At 71.7% G+C, this 16,552-nt stretch carries 12 protein-coding genes; 1 reads left to right on the forward strand and 11 read right to left on the reverse strand.

Translation table 11 applies throughout. The features are described from left to right. Nucleotides 1-78: 78 nt before the first annotated feature. On the forward strand, nt 79-1,473 hold the full coding sequence (locus E4P40_RS10435; RefSeq protein ID WP_209305261.1) for a nucleotide kinase domain-containing protein: 1,395 nt from the start codon (nt 79-81) through the stop codon (nt 1,471-1,473). Here the strand turns inward: E4P40_RS10435 and E4P40_RS10440 are convergent. The 11 genes from E4P40_RS10440 to E4P40_RS10490 form a co-directional block, all read right to left on the reverse strand. Further along, nucleotides 1,402-2,901, reverse strand: coding sequence for a MazG nucleotide pyrophosphohydrolase domain-containing protein (locus E4P40_RS10440; RefSeq protein ID WP_135158571.1), 1,500 nt, complete (start codon nt 2,899-2,901; stop codon nt 1,402-1,404). The two genes, E4P40_RS10435 and E4P40_RS10440, sit on opposite strands and share 72 nt — an antisense overlap. Beyond that, nucleotides 2,901-3,650 (reverse strand): C1 family peptidase, encoded by a 750-nt coding sequence (locus E4P40_RS10445; protein WP_135158572.1) that lies wholly within the window; start codon nt 3,648-3,650, stop codon nt 2,901-2,903. Before E4P40_RS10445 ends, E4P40_RS10440 begins: the two co-directional genes overlap by 1 nt. Beyond that, entirely contained in the window at nt 3,637-4,968 is a 1,332-nt protein-coding gene (locus E4P40_RS10450) for an ImmA/IrrE family metallo-endopeptidase (protein WP_135158573.1), read from the reverse strand. Before E4P40_RS10450 ends, E4P40_RS10445 begins: the two co-directional genes overlap by 14 nt. Nucleotides 4,969-4,974: 6 nt before the next feature. Further along, nucleotides 4,975-5,379: a helix-turn-helix transcriptional regulator gene (locus tag E4P40_RS10455; protein WP_209305262.1), complete on the reverse strand. Its 405-nt coding sequence runs from the start codon at nt 5,377-5,379 to the stop codon at nt 4,975-4,977. Continuing rightward, nucleotides 5,366-5,791 (reverse strand): holo-ACP synthase, encoded by a 426-nt coding sequence (locus E4P40_RS10460; RefSeq protein ID WP_135158575.1) that lies wholly within the window; start codon nt 5,789-5,791, stop codon nt 5,366-5,368. The genes E4P40_RS10455 and E4P40_RS10460 overlap by 14 nt, the downstream gene beginning before the upstream one ends. Before the next feature lie 2 nt (nt 5,792-5,793). Continuing rightward, nucleotides 5,794-6,552 carry a hypothetical protein gene (locus tag E4P40_RS10465; protein WP_135158576.1) on the reverse strand — a complete coding sequence of 253 codons (759 nt, stop codon included), beginning with the start codon at nt 6,550-6,552 and terminating at the stop codon, nt 5,794-5,796. Between the two features lie 85 nt (nt 6,553-6,637). Further along, nucleotides 6,638-7,255: a hypothetical protein gene (locus tag E4P40_RS10470; protein WP_135158577.1), complete on the reverse strand. Its 618-nt coding sequence runs from the start codon at nt 7,253-7,255 to the stop codon at nt 6,638-6,640. Then, the gene (locus E4P40_RS10475; protein ID WP_135158578.1) at nt 7,236-7,541 is read right to left on the reverse strand and encodes a hypothetical protein; all 306 of its coding nucleotides are present in this window, start codon (nt 7,539-7,541) and stop codon (nt 7,236-7,238) included. The genes E4P40_RS10470 and E4P40_RS10475 overlap by 20 nt, the downstream gene beginning before the upstream one ends. Nucleotides 7,542-7,737: 196 nt before the next feature. After that, nucleotides 7,738-8,586 (reverse strand): M48 family metalloprotease, encoded by an 849-nt coding sequence (locus E4P40_RS10480; protein WP_135158579.1) that lies wholly within the window; start codon nt 8,584-8,586, stop codon nt 7,738-7,740. Between the two features lie 319 nt (nt 8,587-8,905). Then, entirely contained in the window at nt 8,906-14,452 is a 5,547-nt protein-coding gene (mobF, locus tag E4P40_RS10485) for a MobF family relaxase (RefSeq protein WP_135158581.1), read from the reverse strand. 680 nt (nt 14,453-15,132) lie between these two features. Continuing rightward, a partial coding sequence (locus E4P40_RS10490) for a hypothetical protein (protein ID WP_209305263.1) occupies nt 15,133-16,552 on the reverse strand: 1,420 nt, incomplete at its 5' end.

Consider the following 16,552-nt stretch of genomic DNA (forward strand, 5'->3'; position numbering starts at 1 on the left):
TCGCATGCCCATCGTGATCTGGATAACTTGTCCTCCGTGGATCCGGTCACCGGTCTCCCGCCCGCCTAGGTACGCCGCGTGGCGACGCAGCCTTCGGGCTGGACGCCAACGCTGCCGAGGAGGTCGCAGGGCATCACCGGAACGTTCCCTCGACCTTCCCGGTTTGCGGCGACGACGAAGGCTCGGACGCAGGTGACGGCGCTCCAGTCGACGCGGCGACACAGCTACGACACCGCAACACTGGCCGGCCCGCATGAGCTGATTCTGTCGGTGCGGACGCATAGCATCCCGGGCGACGAGAGGCCCCTCGTCCGGTGGTCAACACCACAGCCGAGCCGAAACGCCGGGGCCACGGCGCCGACCTTCTGGTGGGGTGGGTCTGCCGATGAAAAGGTCATGGAGTTGATGAGTCGGGTGTGGACGGGACGGGTTGCTGGACGCGAGGTCGCCGCCTCGGAGGTGCTGGCGAGCTATTGGACCCTCGCCGCCGAGCGTCAGCGCGTCTACCACGCGCGGCTCGCCGGGCAGCCGGCGCCCTGGACCACTGATCCGATCGTCGCTCAGTACCGGTTCACCAACGCCTACCGGGCTGCGGACCGTGTCTCCCAGGACCTCATCCGGGTGATCTACAACGGCCCCCAGGCCGCCTCGGATGTCCTTCTCCGCACCCTGCTGTTCAGGTTCTTCAACAAACCCCAGACGTGGAATGCCCTAGAGGCCGAGCGGCGCGAGATCAGCGCCGCCGACTTCGATGCTGACGTCTACGCCGGCATCCTCGACCACCTCATGGCCAAAAAGGACCGCATTTACTCTGCCGCTTACATCGTGCCACCCCCGCCGTTCGGGCACACCCGAAAACATCGAAACCATCTGGCGCTGATCGAGCACATGATGACCAGTGGCCTCGACGGGAAGCTGGCGCGAGCCAGGAGTCTGAAAGACGTCTTCCTGCTCTTGGCCTCGTATCCGTCGCTCGGGCCGTTCTTGGCGTATCAGTTGACGATCGACCTCAACTACTCGACCTTGATCGACTTCGACGAGGACGACTTCGTGGTGGCCGGGCCGGGAGCGGTCAGTGGCCTGAGGAAGTGTTTTCCGGACGCCGAGGGGGTCGCCGCGCCGGATGTCATCCGGTGGATGGCCGACACCCAGGAGGAGCAAATTGGGCACTACGGGGTCGAGTTCCGCGACCTGTTCGGACGACCCCTGAAGTTGATCGACTGTCAGAATCTCTTCTGTGAGACCGACAAGTACGCGCGCATTGCCCACCCATCGCGTCGTGGCGTCGGTAACCGGACGCGCATCAAGCAGCGATTCAGCCCCCAGGGGCCCTTGCGGCCGCCAGTCTTTCCGCCGAAGTGGCGTCTCGATCCGGCGCCGGCAGCGGCCGGCCGCGAGCTTTCACCGGCTGTCGTCCGGCTCGAGCAGCCCGCGCTGCCGCAGTTCGGTGATGATGAAGTCGTGCGTGTCTGACGCGCTCATAGGAGGCACGATAACCACGCGGTCCGGGTCGGCCGCGGCGATCGCCTCGTATCCCTCCTTCACTCCGTCGGCGTTGTTGACGTCGGACAGGTGCGCGTGGAGGAAGAGGAAGACCAGGTCTGCCTCCACGCTTCCCCAAACCTCGTTGACCAGCGAGCGGAAGGTCGCCTCGGAGAGGCCGAGCTCGCCGCCGGTCGCGTACCAGCCGTAGGCCAAGGTCGACCACCACCAGCGGTCGAGCACGAGAGCTCCGCGGCGGGTGGAGTCGATCAGTTCCTCGATGGATTCGCTGTGGCAGGACAGGTGCGCGAGTTGCCGCGCGAGCGGTCGTACCGGCGGCTTCGTCTCGAGCAGGCGATACAGGCGGCGGGTGAAGTCGGTGAACCCAGACGGCATGTGCGCGAAGGTGGTCGAGCCGGCATCGAGCACCGACTCGAGCAGGTCGCGCTGGGTACTCTTGCCGGCCCTGTCCAGGCCTTCGAAGACGACCAGCTTTCCCAGTTTCAGGGCCAGCGACGGCGCCGGCCGAGATTTCGGGGCCGGCGGGGTGAAGGTCAGCGTGCGTGCGACGAGGTCCGCGTGCACGGTGCCGCCGCGGTGCTCGCGCAGGGCGCGGAACATCTCATAGCCGGTGAGGATCGCGTACTCCCAGTCCGCCGAGCTTCGCCGGGAAACTTCGAGGTGCGCAGTCATCTTTCGGCAGGCCTTGAGGACATCGGCCGGGACACGGTCGCCCGTGGCGAAAAAGCTGTGCTCGGCGGCGACCGAGAAGACGTAGGCGGCGAGCCCTTCTTCGATCACCGCCGCTCTGCCGCCGTCCTGGATCCGGTTGGCATCGGGGTCGCTGCGTCGCTTGACGTCGAGCAGGCCTCGCATGGTGGGTGACCAGCCCAGCACGGCCATGTGGGCCAAGTGCAGGGCGTCGTGGTAGCGGTAGTCGTCGTTGTCGTCACTGTTGTCGTCGAGCGGGTCCCCCACGGTGCTGGGGCCACGATAGATGCGCACCACCGGCACGGGGCCGGCGCCTCGATCGATCTCGACTGATTCGGCGAAGGTGATGTCGATCTGGCGAGGGAGCTGTTCGGCGGGTTCCAGCCCGTCGTCGAACAGTTCGTGCGGCGGCGGTGCAGGCGGGCGGAGGTAGCGTTCCTCGGTCTTCTGCAGGTTCTCGGTGAGGACCTGTCCGAGGTCGAGGTCGCAGCGCCGAGCCAGCGCGGCCGCGTACCAGATGAGGTCGCCGAGTTCCTCGCGTACTTCGTCCCGGAATCCGCGATAGCCGAGGGCGTCCCGCTGCCGCTTCTTCAGCTCGGCCGCGAGGTTGCCGATCTCACCGGCGAGGCCGAGCAGGGGCAGCGTCAACTCCTCGGACGGCAAGATGTCGCTTCGGCCTGCTGCCTGCTGATAGTCGTCGATGTCCATTACGGTGCTCCATCGGTCGGTGGCAGTGCGATCAGCACAGCGGCCTGCAGCGCGTTGGCGACCAGGTAGTCCAGCGGCAGCCAGCCGTAGCCGCCGGCACCCCAGTACGGTCCCCAGCTGTTTCGGATCAGCAGTCGGCGACCCAGCTCGGCGTGGGTGGCCGCTCCCACGACCAGCACGGCGTGGTAGTCGCCTTCGGGGCTGCGAATGTCGGGCACGTCGATGGATCCGTCGGGCCCGGCGTCGTCGAACTCGTCGGTCACCTCGACGATCAGGACGACGGGGTGGCCGGCGGCGAGCGCGTCTTCGATGGGGTCCTCGACGCCGTCGTGCGCGAGGTGGAGCTCGGCGGCCGCGACCTGCTGCCACGGCGGGCTCCCGGCCGCCGTCGGCGGATCCTCGGTGCCAACGCCGAGGTGGGGATTCCATGGCCAGTCGGCAAGGGGAGGTTGGCCCGAGTCGCGCAGGGCGAGGGCGCCGTCTTCCAGGAGCATGCCGCCCAGCGAGGTCTGCCGGTGCACTGTGCAGTGCCACCAGACCGCCTCGGGGGCCATCGCCGTGCTGGCCCCCGGCCCGGTCTGCGCGTCGAGGAGGGCGTCGTGGGCGTGGCTCAGCGCGAACGGGAGGCAGACCGGTCGCGCTCCCTGGTCCATGAGGCTGCTGGAGATGAGCGGGCGGAGGTCGACATTGGTGCGTGCCGGCTGGCTGGCGTCGGGCTGGGGCGCCGATGGGCCGCTACTGGAGCTCATCGCCGTCCGGCTCGGCCTGGTCGAGATCGACGTCGAGGTAGGCGCGCCGACGGAGCACCTCCGGAGCGGGGGTGACCTGCACGTCGAGCCGGTAGGTCTCCACGGGTGCTGCGGCGGGGTCGTGGGCGGAGCTGTAGACCAGTTGGACGGCGTCCGGTCCCTCGCTCACCGACCGCAAGGCCAGCAGCCGCGTGCCGGTGCCGGCGATGGAGACCGCGGGGCGGGGGCCCCCCGGGGTTGGTAGCGAGGAGACGTGCGCCGCGCCGCCGGGTGGCGCCTGACCGCCTCGGGCGATCGCTCGCCGTGTTGCCCTCCGCTGGGAGGCCGCCACGGCGCCGCGAGAGACCAGGAACTGGTCGTCGACCACGGCCACGGTGTGGCCGGCCTGTGGTGGGCGGTCTCCGGCTGCGGCGGGCCCGGGCGGTGGAAGGATCCGAACGGCGCCCGCGTTGCCGGGCAGGCGGTCCAAAGCCTGCTCCACCGCGGCGGCAGGCGCCGGCGGGCGGCTGCGCGACGGTCGCCACCCCCGTGGAGCGCCCACCGTGTCTGCCTCATCGATGGCGGGCGGCTCGCTGACGGCGTGCCGAGCGCGGCGCTCAAGATCGTCGTCGGTCAGCCAGCGGTAGCCGGTCGTTCGGTTCTCGGGGAGCAGGAGAACGATCTCGTCGCCCTCGGTGACGGTGAGTGCAGTGCCCGCGGCGTCCAACCCGATCGGCCAGACGTCGACCGGGCCGGTGGGTCGGTGCCCTCGGCACAGCTCCGTCTTGATGGTGGCGGGCTTGACCCGAAGCAGCTCGTCGCGGCGGGTCCGGTTGATGATCTCCAGGTTAGCCAGTTGCCGTGCTGCGGCCTCATAGCTGGCCCCGAGGTCGCGGGCCATGAGGTAGACGGCCGCCGGGGTCGCAGTGCGCGCGTCGTGGACGCCGTATCGGGTGCCGACGGCGTAGACCAGCGGGGGTGGCATCAACAGGTGGCTGGCGAAAATCTGAGCGAGGAGTTCGCGTTCGGCCGCCGGGTGGTAGACGTCGTCTTCGGTGTCGAAGCTGGCTTCGCCGTAGTCGAGGACCCAGTGTCCGATCTCGTGCGCGGCGGTGTACCGCTGCACCGCCGCTCCTCGTTGGGTGCTCAGCATGATGCCGCCATCCCCGCGAGGAATCACGGCGCCGAGGAGGTTGTCGAGGCGGTTGAAGACCAGCCACAGGCCAAGCTGGTCGACGATGTCGAACACGTCGACCGGGAGCCCCTGGTCGACGCCGAGGTCGTCCAAGACGCGGTCGGCTTCCTGCACCGCATGCCGGGCTTGAGAACGGGTCACCATGATCGATCAGTTGTCCTCCGAGGTGTTGGTGCGACGGCGTCGCGCGGCCCGCGGTCGCATCCCGGCCGCGCCAGGTGCGGAGTTGGCCGCGGCGAGAAACTGGGCAAACCGCAGCACCTGCGCCTTGTCTTCCGGCGAGAGTTCGGCGGTCGCCCGGTAGAGGGCGCGATCCTCCTCGGGGGTCTGCGCGCTCTCTTCCTCCTCGCCGAGGATCCACGCCACGCTGCGCCGGTATAGGCGCGCCAGTCGTCGCAGTTCGAGGGCGCTGACATTCCGCTTGCCGGCCTCCATCGCGATGACACTCGTCCTCTGGATCCCGAGCGCGCCGGCGACATCCTCCTGGGTGAGGCCCAGCGTTTCCCGGGCTGCCCGGAGCCGGGCGCCGACCGCCTGCTGCTCATTCGGTTCCAACGCTTCCACCTTCCAGATGGCACCGTCCGCATTCGCCGGTCCGACGAGGGGTCGCGACGACGAAGGCGATGGCCAGGTGAGCCTCGTGGCTCATTGAGAGGGCGAGGTCAACCTCCTGCTCCTGGGCCGCTGCCAGGGCCGGCCCGTGCAGCCGCAAGGTCGGCGGCTGTCCTTCCCGCCCGGCGACCTCGATATCGGTGGGTGCGATGGCCCCGATCCCCCGGCCAAGGGCCTTCATGGTGGCTTCCTTCGCTGCCCACCTGGCGGCGAGCCTCGGCGTGGAGCCAGCGCAGTAGGCCAGCTCGTCGGCCGTCCAGCACAGCTGCCGAAAGGCCGCACCGCCGGTGGTGAGCATGGCTTCCAGCTGTGGGATCGCAACGATGTCCACACCGACCCCGAGGGGGGTCCGCATGGCTATGACCCGTCCCGGGCGGCGGCGAGGAGGTCTGCGACACCTTGCTTTGTGTAGGTGCCCTGCTCGGCATCCGCGAAGGTCGCATTCACCATCAGCTCACCGACCTCGAAGCCGCTGTGCTGGGCCAGGAACCCGAGCAGGCGGCTGAGCCCGAGCAGGTTCCCGTACGCCTTCGTCACCAGGTATTGGTGCCGATAGGTCGCAGCCATGCTCAGCCGCCCCTCGTACAGGGTGAGATCAACGTGCACGAGGCAGGGGAAGCCGCGCTCGCGCCGGTCGCTGGCGGCGTAGACCTGCAGTCCGGCGCAGTCGGCGAGAAGCTCTGCCTCGCCGCCGACCGCGATGTCCTCGAGATTGCGCTGGGCCCTGTTGGTGTCGCGGCTGCGGCGCAGGCGCGTGATGCGGTCGGCGATCTGGTTGATGCCTCCGCCGGTCCTGCCCGGCCAGCTCACCATCCGGCCGAAGTAGGTCCCGGACTTGTTCGCCGTGTCCGTGGTCAGGATCGGCAACATCTCGGTGTAACTCGCGTAGAGGTCAGCGGCGCTCGCATCCAGCTTCCCGAGTTCCTCAGGACCAAGGCCGAGGCCGTAGGCGAGCCCCGTGTCGGCGTACATCTCGGCGGGGAAGATGGTGCCGGCCACGGTATCGACCGACTGGATCCGCACGCCGTTGCGGCGGCCTCCGGTCAGGACCTCGTCGACCGCCGAGCGGACCTGCGGGTCCTCTGCCGCACACGGGTCCTCGACCGTGCTGATCACATTGATGGCGTGTCCGCCACCGGCAACGACCCGCTCGAGGGTGCGCAGCCATGCCTGGCTGACGTTCGGAGCGGGCGGGATGTAGCTACTCATGCGGGTCTTCTCCCATGTCGGTGCGGATCGAGCGGATCAGCAGATCGGTGACGCCGCCGATGCTGCGAAGGACCTCGGCGTCGCGGACCTGCGAGAGCTTCACGAGCTTCCGGCCGGGGGCATAGGCCTGCGACACCCGTCCGATGAGCCACACCGCGACCAGGCTCGGAATGCGCGGGGTGCCGTTCTCGTGCAGCTCACCGGCGGCGACATCCGCCGTCGTACGGCCGCCCAGTTGGGCACATAACTCCAGCAGCGTCTGCTGGAGCGCCGGGTGGTCCAGCTTCTGCAGGGACGCTCTGGTCAGGCCGGTGATGGCGGTGAGGCGCTGGGCGAGGTTGCCTGCCGGCGGCGCGGTCGGTGACGTTGGCACGGTCGGGCCGCCGGCCGGGAAGAACGTGCTTCCCGGCGCCGGCAACCCGCCACCAACGTCCGATGTCACAACGTCAATGTCGCAATTTCCGACATGGCTGTCAAGCCTTCCCCTCCTTCCCTTCTGGCCGGGGATGACGCCCCCCCGTGCCCAAGCGCCGGTGAGTCGTGTAGCGCGACCACGAAGCGCCAGCGTCGGCGTCTTGCAGGGACGGCCCTCACCGGCACGCTGCTGCACGCGGCGACGGCGGTGCCCGGGGGATCGTGTGCCCGGCCGGCGGGCGCTTCGCCGCCACCGAGGAAACTCGGCCTCGGGCGGCAACACCGTCGAGCGCGATCAACAGGCTCAAGGAGCCGCGCTGTTGCCGGGGTCCATCCATTTGCACCGCGTCGGCCACCGTCAGCAGCCCGAAGCCAGGCCGGTCCGGTGGCTCAGGCCAGCGCGGCAGATCGGAGTCGGCGAGCGCGCGCACCAGGTTGGCCAGCTGTGCATCGTGGGCGCGGCGGCGCAGCTGGATGAGCATGTCCGGCTCCGGATAGAGGCCCAGCACCCCAGCCGAGCACCGCCCGCCGCACCGCCACCTGCCCCGTGCCGGCGCCGAGATCGACGGCGCGGTCGTCCGAGTGAGCCTCAGGGAAGGCGCACCTCTGTCCGCTGTCGCCCCAGGCCACCGACGCCAGAGGCCCGACACCATCTGTCGTCCAGCCGTGGTCCGGTCGTTAGACCGTCGCTCGGGCCGGGTCACTTCGATCCAGCTTCTGCCGTGCAGACGCCAAGGCCGACCCCAGTCCCAGTCTCTCGACGAAGACGTCGGCGGACCGTTCACTGCCACGACTGATCGCGGCCTCGACAGCCGGTTGGACGTAGGCGGCGAGCAGGGCAGCGCTGAGCACGGCGATCGTCGCCCAAGCTTGTGCTCCAGGGCTTCCTCCGGTCGCGACCCGCCAGATGGCCACCGCGACAACGACCGGTGTGAGCACCGCACCGGCGCCGAAGGGCGGGATCCGGTGGCCGAGTCGGACCGCGAACAGGCGAACGGTTTGCCAGGGCCAGGTCAGCCACCAGATCACGAGTCCGTGCCGGGTGTCTCCAGCGGCATGGTGGCCGATCTCGTGGAGCGCCACCGCCAGTAGCTCGTTCCGGGTCAGGTGACCGGCGTGCACCCGGTGCAGGAGACCGGTGGTGATCGCGATGGAGTGACGTCCCGCGGCAAAGGCGTTCGGCTGGCGGTCCTCGATGACGTACCAGTCCAAGTCTCGTGCCACGGGGGCGCCGATGAGTCCGCATCGTGGGTGTTCACATTCTCCCCGCAGCCAGTTCAGCCATTCGGCGTCCCGACCGCTCGGCGTGCGGAAATGGAACATGGTGGCGACGACGAAGCGCTCCACGGGACGTTGCGGCAGGAGCAGGGGTGCACACACGAGCCAGGCGATCAGGGCGACCAAGGTCGACCGGGCCAGCCAACTGAACGCGAACGTGACCAACAAGGTACTGAGCAGCACGGCCGGTGCGGCTGCCGACAGCCGGCAGATATCCGTACGGCCGCGGTTCCATTCGGCGTACGCCATCTCCACTCCCGGGCTCGTCGTCCAGACCTGGACTGTGACTCTGCACCAGGCGGGTGACAAAATGCCGGGGTTCTCACCGGCGCCGACGCCACCAGGCGTCTTGCCGGCGTCCGTGAACTTCTCCTGTGCCGCCCGGGTGAACTAGCGGCCGTATCGGTCACCGGCGCTTCGTTGGGGGCGTGGCGCTGCTCGGTGATCGTGGTGGTGCACCCACGTGGTCCCTTTCCGAGGATCCACCTGGAGTCCCTTTCCGAGGACCCACCTGGACGCGGTCTTGTCGCCCCCGTCTGTGGCCCGGCAGCCACGGGCGGGCTGTGGGTTAGGGAGTAGGTGGCCCGGTGTCTGGGCGGACACCTGGGGCGTTCCGTGCGTGCCTGGTGGAGAGGCCTGGCGGTGTGCCGCCCTGGACTGCCGACCGTCCCCGGCGGGACGGGTTGCGTGGGGGACGGTTGGAGACGCCGGTGACCGGCGGCACGGCGGGGGTCGGCCTGGCGTCGAGCACGGCCATGTGGACGGTGCCCGGGGGCAGCTGGAGGGCGTTGGTCACGTGGTCGATGTGCGTGAGCCACCGGGCTGGGGGCAGGGCGGCGATGATGGCCGCCGCCTCGCGCACCGCGTCCCTGACCGCGGAGGGGCTGCCGTCGCCCGCGGCTGCGGTGATGCGGGCGTCGAGGAGGTGGTGGGCGAGGCTGTCGGCGGTGTCGATGGCCGCGCGCAGCGCGGTGGCGCCGTCGCGGTGGAAGAGGTCGGCGGGGTCGAGTCCGTGGGGCAGGGCGAGTCGGCGGGGATCGCCACCGCGGGCGGTGAGCTGCCAGAAGATGCGTTCGGCGGCCTGCTGCCCGGCGGGGTCGTTGTCGGTGGCCACCAGGATGCCGGGCCCCTCGGCGGAGAGGTAGGGCCGGAGCAGGTCGGCTTGCCGGTCGGTGAGGGAGGTGCCGAGAGTGGCGATGCCGAGGGTGGTGAGACCGACGGTCTGCCCGTCCGTGGCGAGGGTGAGGGCGATGGCGTCCATCGGCCCTTCGACGAGAGCGGGGGTGGCCCCCTCGGCCAGTGCCTGGCGGCCTTCGTAGAGCCCGAGCAGGTGCTCGCCCTTGCGGAACAGGTCGGTGCTCGGGGTGTTGAGGTACTTCGGTCCGGCGCGGTCGTCGTCGGCAGCGGCGGGATTGCGGCGGGCGATGAAGCCGCGGATGGCGCCGTCGGTGTCCCGGATGGGGAACGTGAGCCGGTCGCGGAAGCGGTCGATCAGTGCTCCGGTGCGGGCCCGTTGGGCGAGGCCAGCGGCGAGTAGCTCGCCGTCGGTGGCGCCGCGACGGCGCAGGTGGTCGACCAGGGCAGTCCAGCCGGCCGGGGCGTATCCGGGGCTGAATCGCGGATCGGTGGCGAGGTCGGTGCCCAGCCGCTGGCGCAGGTAGCCCGGTGCCCACGAGTCGGGGTAGTGGGCGGTGAAGAAGGCGGCGGCCTGGGTGTGCAGCTCGATGAGCCGCTCGCGGCCGACGGCGGCGGTGGCCCAGAAGTGTTGCTCGAGCAGGTAGTCCGCCTCGTCGCCGGCCTCCAGGGCACCGGTCGCAGTCAACGGGTCGGGGGTGAGGTACCCGGTGGCGGCCGTTGGCGGTGGGGTGTCGTAGTCGGGGTCGAAGGGGGCCGGCTCGTCACCGGTGGGCAGGTCGGGCGGGGCGGTCGTGGTGACTGCGGGCGGGACGTCGAGCGGGTAGAGGTGGTGGGCGTCGTCCGGGGGCTGGAGGTCGGCGGGCAGCGGCTCGGGAGCGTCGAGGGGGGCGGGGTCGGTGAGCGCGGCGATCCGAAACACCAGCGCCTCTACCAGCCCCGTGCTCGTCTGGTCGTTCACCACCGCGGCGGGGAGGCCGGCGACGGCGGTGTTGAGCAGATCGGCGGGGGGCCAGCCGGCGCGGGCTGCGGTGGTGACCGCGGTGACCAGGGCCGGCCAGGCGGGGTCGGCCAGCACCCGCTGCGTGTGCTGGTCGGGCAGCAGGTCCAGCAGAGCCGGGCACCAGTCGGGCCGGAGCGCCGCGGCGCCCGGCGCGGTGGGAACGCTGGCGGGGGTGAGGTGGGGAGCCAGGCGCCACCAGAGGGCGGCGGCGGGCAGGTCGTCTGGCAACGGCCGCTGGGCCGCCACCGCGACCAGAAGGCCGGCGGCGTCGCGGCCGGCGCGGTCGGCGGCGGCCAGCCGGTCGGCGAGGGCGGTCCAGTGCGGATCGCGGCGGATGCGGGGGTCGACGCTGTCGGCCAGCGCCGCCCATACCGCACCGCCTCGGGTGGGGCCGGCGGTGACGACGGCGTCGTCGAGCTGCCGCTGGTGCTGTCGTTCGGCCGCTGCCTGTCGGGGTGGGCCGGTGGGGCGCCGGTCGCTGTCGGGAACGCCGAGCGTGGCGCGCCAGACGGCGAGGTCGGCGCGCAGCGAACCGTGCTGCGGGTCCAGCAGCGGCTGTGCCCAGGCGGGGGCGGTGGCCGGTGTCATCGCGGCGGCCGCCTGAGCCATCCGGTCGGCGCACTGCCGCAGGTGGGTGGCGCGGCCGGTCAGGTAGGCCCCCCAGTGCGGGTCGGCGGTCAGGGTTGCCGGCACGCCGGGCAGCCAGGGCAACGGTCCGGTGCGGCCGGGGACGTGCAGTCGCCAGTCCAGGACGGCCGCCGGATCGGCGGCGCTGTCGAGTTCCCGGGCCCCGACCGCGGCCGTGAGCGCCCGGATCGGGTCGGCGCCGCCGACGGCCAGCAGCGCCAGGTGCCCGCGCAGGGTCGGCCAGGCCGCTGCGCAGGTCAGGCCCTTGTGCAGCTGTTCGGCGGCGTTCTCCAGTTTCTCTCCAGTCGGGCTGCCCAGGTGGTGCTCGGCGGCGAACCGCAGCGCGTCGGCGTAGCGGGTGGCGGCGGAGTGCAGCTGCTCGGCGGGGTCGGACAGCGCCCGGCGGGCTTGGGCGGCCGAGGTCTGGGCGCCGTCGCGGGCCAGCATGTCGGCCAGCAGGTCGGTGGCGGTGGGCGGGGATACTGCGGCCGGGCTGATGACGCTGTGCGGGTCGCCGTCGCCGGCGGTGGACAGATACAGGTGGTTGGCGGCTCGGCCGCGGGAGAGCGCCACGTAGAGCAGCTGCCGGGGCTCGGTGCCGGTGAGCACGGTGTGGCAGGTCTGTGCGGTGCTGCCCTGGGCGCCGTGCACGGTGCTGGCGTAGCCCAGCTGCACATGGTTCCGGGTGTAGTCGGCGGGCAGGGTGATCCGGCGGCCGGTGGCGGTGTGGGTGACGGCGAGGGCGCCGTCGGGGCGTACGGCGGTGACGGTGAAGCGGTCGCCGTTCTTCACCCAGTCCACGGCGGTGATCGGCAGGGCGCGGTTGTTGGCTCGGGTGAGAATCGGGTCGCCGGCGCTGGCCCGGGTGCCGTCGGCCAGGAGGACCTCAGCACCCGACGGCCCGCTGAGCTCTGCCAGGCGGTCGGCCCGGGCCCGGGCGTTGAGCTGCCCAACGACCTCGCGGGTGGCGGCCAGCAGCAGCGCGTCGGCGCCGCGGGCTCGGTCGGCGGCCCAGGCGGCGTAGGCCTGATCGGCGCAGGTGGCCAGGTCGCCGACGTGTACCCGGCCGTGGTCGAGGTAGAAGCCCAGTCCGGTGGTGTCCCCGTCGCGGATCGCGACGGTGGCCGCGGCCTCGGCCGGGTCGGTGAAGCGCACCAGCTGCGTGAGCGTCACCGCGCCATGGGTGGCGGCGATCTCGGCCAGCACGCCGCCGGCGGCCACCGAGGACAGCTGCTGGGAGTCACCGACCAGCCGCACCGACCCGCCGCGCCCCAGTACGTGCTCCACGGCGCGAGCCAGCTCCAGGGTGCCGGCCATGCCCGCCTCGTCGATGACCACCAACGTGCCCGGCCCGATGTCGGGCGACCGGTCGGGCAGCGGGTCGGCGTCCAGGGCCCAGACCAGCTTGGCCAGGGTGTCGCAGGAGGCACCCATGGCCTCCCGCAATGCGGTGGTGGCCACCGCCGACGGCGCCAGACCCAGCACCGTGCCGCCGCCGGCGGTCCAGGCGCGGGCGAGGGCGGCCAGCGCGGTGGTCTTGCCCGCACCGGCCGGCGCGATCGCCAGCTGCGCCCGGGCGCCGCTGCCGGCCAGCTCGCGGACCAGCTGCGCCTGGCCGGGATTGAGCTCGATGCCGTTGGCGGTGGCCTCCAGCAGCGCCAGCTCCACCACGGCCGGGTCGACCCGCCGACCGTCGGTGCGGCCGGCCGCGGCCAGCAGCAGCGCCTCGGCGTCCAACACCTTCTGGGAGGTGTAGAGCTGGGCGCCGGCCACGGTGTAGACGCTGGCGCCGTCGGAGCGGCGCAGCTGCGGCGGCTCCACCGCCGGATCCGGGTCGCCCAGCGGGATGGACAGGGCCGGGGAGAGCGCCCGTTCGGTGATGCCGGCGACCGCGGCATCTACCTCCTCGGGCGCCAGAGCCGCGGTGCGGACGACGCGTTCGGCCTCGGCGCGGACGTGCCAGAGCTGCCAGGTGGCCCGCTGCGCGCAGACCGCGTCCAGCACCTGGGTGGCGGCCGTCCGCGCCCAGGCCTCGGTGGCGCGGGGAGGCGACGGGGTCCGGGGCCGCAAGACGTCGGCGAGCATGCGGGACAGCCCGGTCGGCCCGCCGAGCACGCCGAGTGCCTGCCGCCGCCAGGCGGCCCGTTGTTCTGCCAGCGAGCGGGGCTCGTGTTTGGCCTCCCGCGTCTCCAGGGTGGCCTGCTGGGCCAGCGCGATCGCCTCGCAGGTCGTGGGGGTCCGCTCGTGGTCGGCCTGAAAGCCCGCGGTCAGCTCGCCGCGGCGGGCCTCGATGGCCTGCCGCCGGGAGGACCAGGCGGCCAGCAGCCGCGGGTCCATCCCGACGATTTCCCGCACCGGGCGCCGGCCCGGATCCCGGCCCGGGCGGTCGGCGAACCGGACGCCGAGGCGGGTGACCAGCCCGGCCTCCAGCCGGGTGTCGTACCGCTCCGAGGCGGCGACCGCGGCCTTGTACAGCACCCGCCCGTCCAGCGCCCGCCATCGACCGTCGCGGGTCTGCACCTTATTGCTCACCGCCATGTGGCTGTGCAGATCCGGATCCCCGGCCCGGGAGTCCCGATGGGTGAACACCGCCGCGATCAATCCGGTGGTCTCCACCTGCCGCACGCCACCGGCGCCCAGCCGGCTGAAGCTGGCGTTGTGCTCCAGCCAGGACAGGGCGTCGGCGACCGCCGCGGCGTGGGCGGCCTCGATCTGCGCGGCCACCTCCGGTGGGGCAAGCGCCCACAGCGCCGAGACCGACTTGACCGGGGAGAAGGTGAGGTCGTAGCCAGCCACCGCGGTGGTCGCCGGCCGGGAGGCGCGCGCCACGAACCCCGACAGCTCCCGCGCGTCCCGCGCCGGGCGGCCGTAGGCCTCCAGAAACATGTCTTTGGCCAGGGCGCTCCGGATGTCGGCTCGGTCCTGAGTCGGGATCGGCGCGTCTCGCGGCGAGCCTCTGGCGGTGTTGAAGGCCGCGAACTCCTCGGCGCACCGAGCCCGAAAGCTATTACTGGAGGCAGGAAAGGTGAGAAACGGCTGCCCCAGCGCTCCGGCCGCCCGAGCCTCCTCCGCCGACCTCCCCGCCGCCAGCGCATCCCGCTCCAGCCTGGCGGCGTCCGGGTGCCGGCCTTCACCGAACAGCGCCATCATCTGCTGCTCGCTCACCGCCTGGCCGGCCTGCAGCCCACCGAGGCCAGCCAGACCGGCCCCTGCCCACCGGCCGGGGGACTCGCCACGCTGCGAGTAGTAGTCCCCCAGCCCGGCGTGGCCCCGGTCGGTCGCGTCGAAGGCCGCCACCTGCCGCGTCAGGTAGACGTAGCCGTCTCCGGCGGTCAGCTTGTGCAGCGACATCACGGCCGCGGACGGTAGAAGCGCAACCTCCAGTTCTTCTCCAGTCCCAACGGATGCCAGCAGCCGGGGCGCAACGCTCTCTCTCGCTTCCGCCACGGCGCTGCATTCCGCCAGCGACCGGATGGCAAGGCGTCGACCAGCCCGATCATCAACGGAGCAGCGTCGAGGGAGACCGGGCCGCGCCACGACCTCGGGGACCCGTCAACTGCCCCTGCCAGGCATGACTGATCGATCACCACGCAGTCCAGCGCCGTCCACGTGGGCGCCGACGTACCGTCCGAGAAGGACAGGCTCGCGCCGGGCGCAACTGATCCCACCGACTGCCGGGCGGGCGGTATCGACGACGCCGTCGATGGCCAGATGGCCGATGTCGCAGCCGATCGCACACGTGCTGGTGTGGGGCATGGCCCTTGTCGACCTGCGCTGGTCTGACCGACAGTGCAAGACGTGTGTCGGCTCGTGATCTTGATGGTCCGGGGAATCTCCAGTGGGCGGGCTGGCTGGTCGATCGGCTGTCTCGTCGTGTGCTGGCCCGGGCGATGAGGCCGGATGAGTCGGGGAGTGGGAAGGGGTGCTACTGCAGGGGGGCGGCGCGGTGGCGCGAGGGGTCGGCACCGAGAAGAGCAGGTTGTGAGGCGGCTGGCCACCCCGCACGGGGGGACGGAGCGGCCAGCCGGCTATCAGGGTGCGTTAGCTGCTTCGGGTTCGTCCAGTCCGCCGGTCTCGTCCTCGGCCGGCGGCACGTTCGGGGGCGGCTGCTCGCCGCAGGCTCGTTGCTCGACGGGGGCCAGGGTGTAGCCGCAGGACTGGAGGAACCGCAGGTAGCGCGCCGTGTGGGGGCGCACGGTGCGCCAGTCTGAGCGGTCGGTGCACTCCTCGTAGCCGGCGAGCACCTGGCCCAGGGCCAGCGTCAGGGCGCGGGCCTCGCTGGCCTGCTCGACCAGGTCTGCGAGCGCAGTGGATCGGCCGTAGCTGGCTGTCTCGGTGCAGCCGAGGAGTTCGGCGGCCAGCTGGTTGCCGCCGACGCCGGTGACGATGGTGCCGTCGTGGGCGAGCGCGGCGGCGAGGAACGCTGCGCTGCCCTTGGGCGCGGTCTTGCGTGTCAGTAGCGCGCGCAGCCAGGTCCGGCGGACGGTCTCGGCGCTGGCCCACGCCTTGTTGGACTCGATCACGTGGCGGCGCTGGGCGCGGGCGGCCTCCCGCTCGCCCTCGTCCATCTCGGCGATCTTCTTGCGGTCGGCATCCGATTCGGAGGTGGCCCAGCGGTCGCGGTGTGCGTGTCCGGCGGGGTCGGTGCAGACGTAGCGGGCACCGATCCAGGACCGCCACACCGGCTGCGACTGGTTTCCCGCCTCCTCGGTCTCCTCCGGGTCGTCGAGGGTTCCGGCGTCGTCGGAGGTCGGGAGTTCGGCGCCGGGGGTGACGTAGCCGGACAGGGTGGTCACGTATGCCGCGTGGCCGGGGCATCCGGCGTGGCTGTCCGCGGTGAGCTGGACCCCGTCGGTGTCGGTCAGCCGCTGCAGGTCGGTGGCGGTGTTGCCGTAGCCGGGGCGGTCGATCACCGTGATACCGGCGGTGCGCAGTTGGTCGGCGACTCGCGCCCGCTCGGCGGTCTCGGCGCGAGCGTCGCGCAGCCGCTGCGCGGTGTGGTCGAACTGCCCGCCCCTGGCGGCCAGCACGAGGGCCTTCACCGCTTCGGGGTCGTCCTCGAACTCCGCGACCGTGGCGGCCTGGGCCAGGTCGAGGAAGTCGTAGCGGACGGTCGCGGCCTGCGCCAGGTCCGATCCGGCCACGGCGAGGGCGGCGGTGACCTCGCCGCGCTTGACGCGGGTCCGCTTGGCGATCTGCGTGGGACTGATCCCGAACGCGGCCAGTTGGGCGATCACGCCGACTCGTTCGGCGGTGGTCAGCCCGGCCCGGTGCTCGTTCTCCGCCCACTGGGTGACCAGCCGTTCCACCTCGGCGGCGTCGCCGACGGTCTCGTCGGCGGCGACGACGACGGGCACGGTGGGCCGCCCGGCCTCGATGGCGGCCAGGGTGCGGCGGTGCCCGAGGCGGACTCGCAGCCGCCCGTCGGCGGTGCGCACGGCGACGATCGGC

Source organism: Blastococcus sp. CT_GayMR20 (assembly GCF_004570345.1).

Coding starts and splice junctions, on each gene's coding strand:
- E4P40_RS10440 (WP_135158571.1), bottom strand. CDS start 2,901: ATGGACATCGACGACTATCAGCAGGCAGCAGGCCGAAGCGACATCTTG.
- E4P40_RS10445 (WP_135158572.1), bottom strand. CDS start 3,650: ATGAGCTCCAGTAGCGGCCCATCGGCGCCCCAGCCCGACGCCAGCCAG.
- E4P40_RS10450 (WP_135158573.1), bottom strand. CDS start 4,968: ATGGTGACCCGTTCTCAAGCCCGGCATGCGGTGCAGGAAGCCGACCGC.
- E4P40_RS10460 (WP_135158575.1), bottom strand. CDS start 5,791: ATGCGGACCCCCCTCGGGGTCGGTGTGGACATCGTTGCGATCCCACAG.
- E4P40_RS10475 (WP_135158578.1), bottom strand. CDS start 7,541: ATGCTCATCCAGCTGCGCCGCCGCGCCCACGATGCACAGCTGGCCAAC.
- E4P40_RS10480 (WP_135158579.1), bottom strand. CDS start 8,586: ATGGCGTACGCCGAATGGAACCGCGGCCGTACGGATATCTGCCGGCTG.
- mobF (WP_135158581.1), bottom strand. CDS start 14,452: ATGTCGCTGCACAAGCTGACCGCCGGAGACGGCTACGTCTACCTGACG.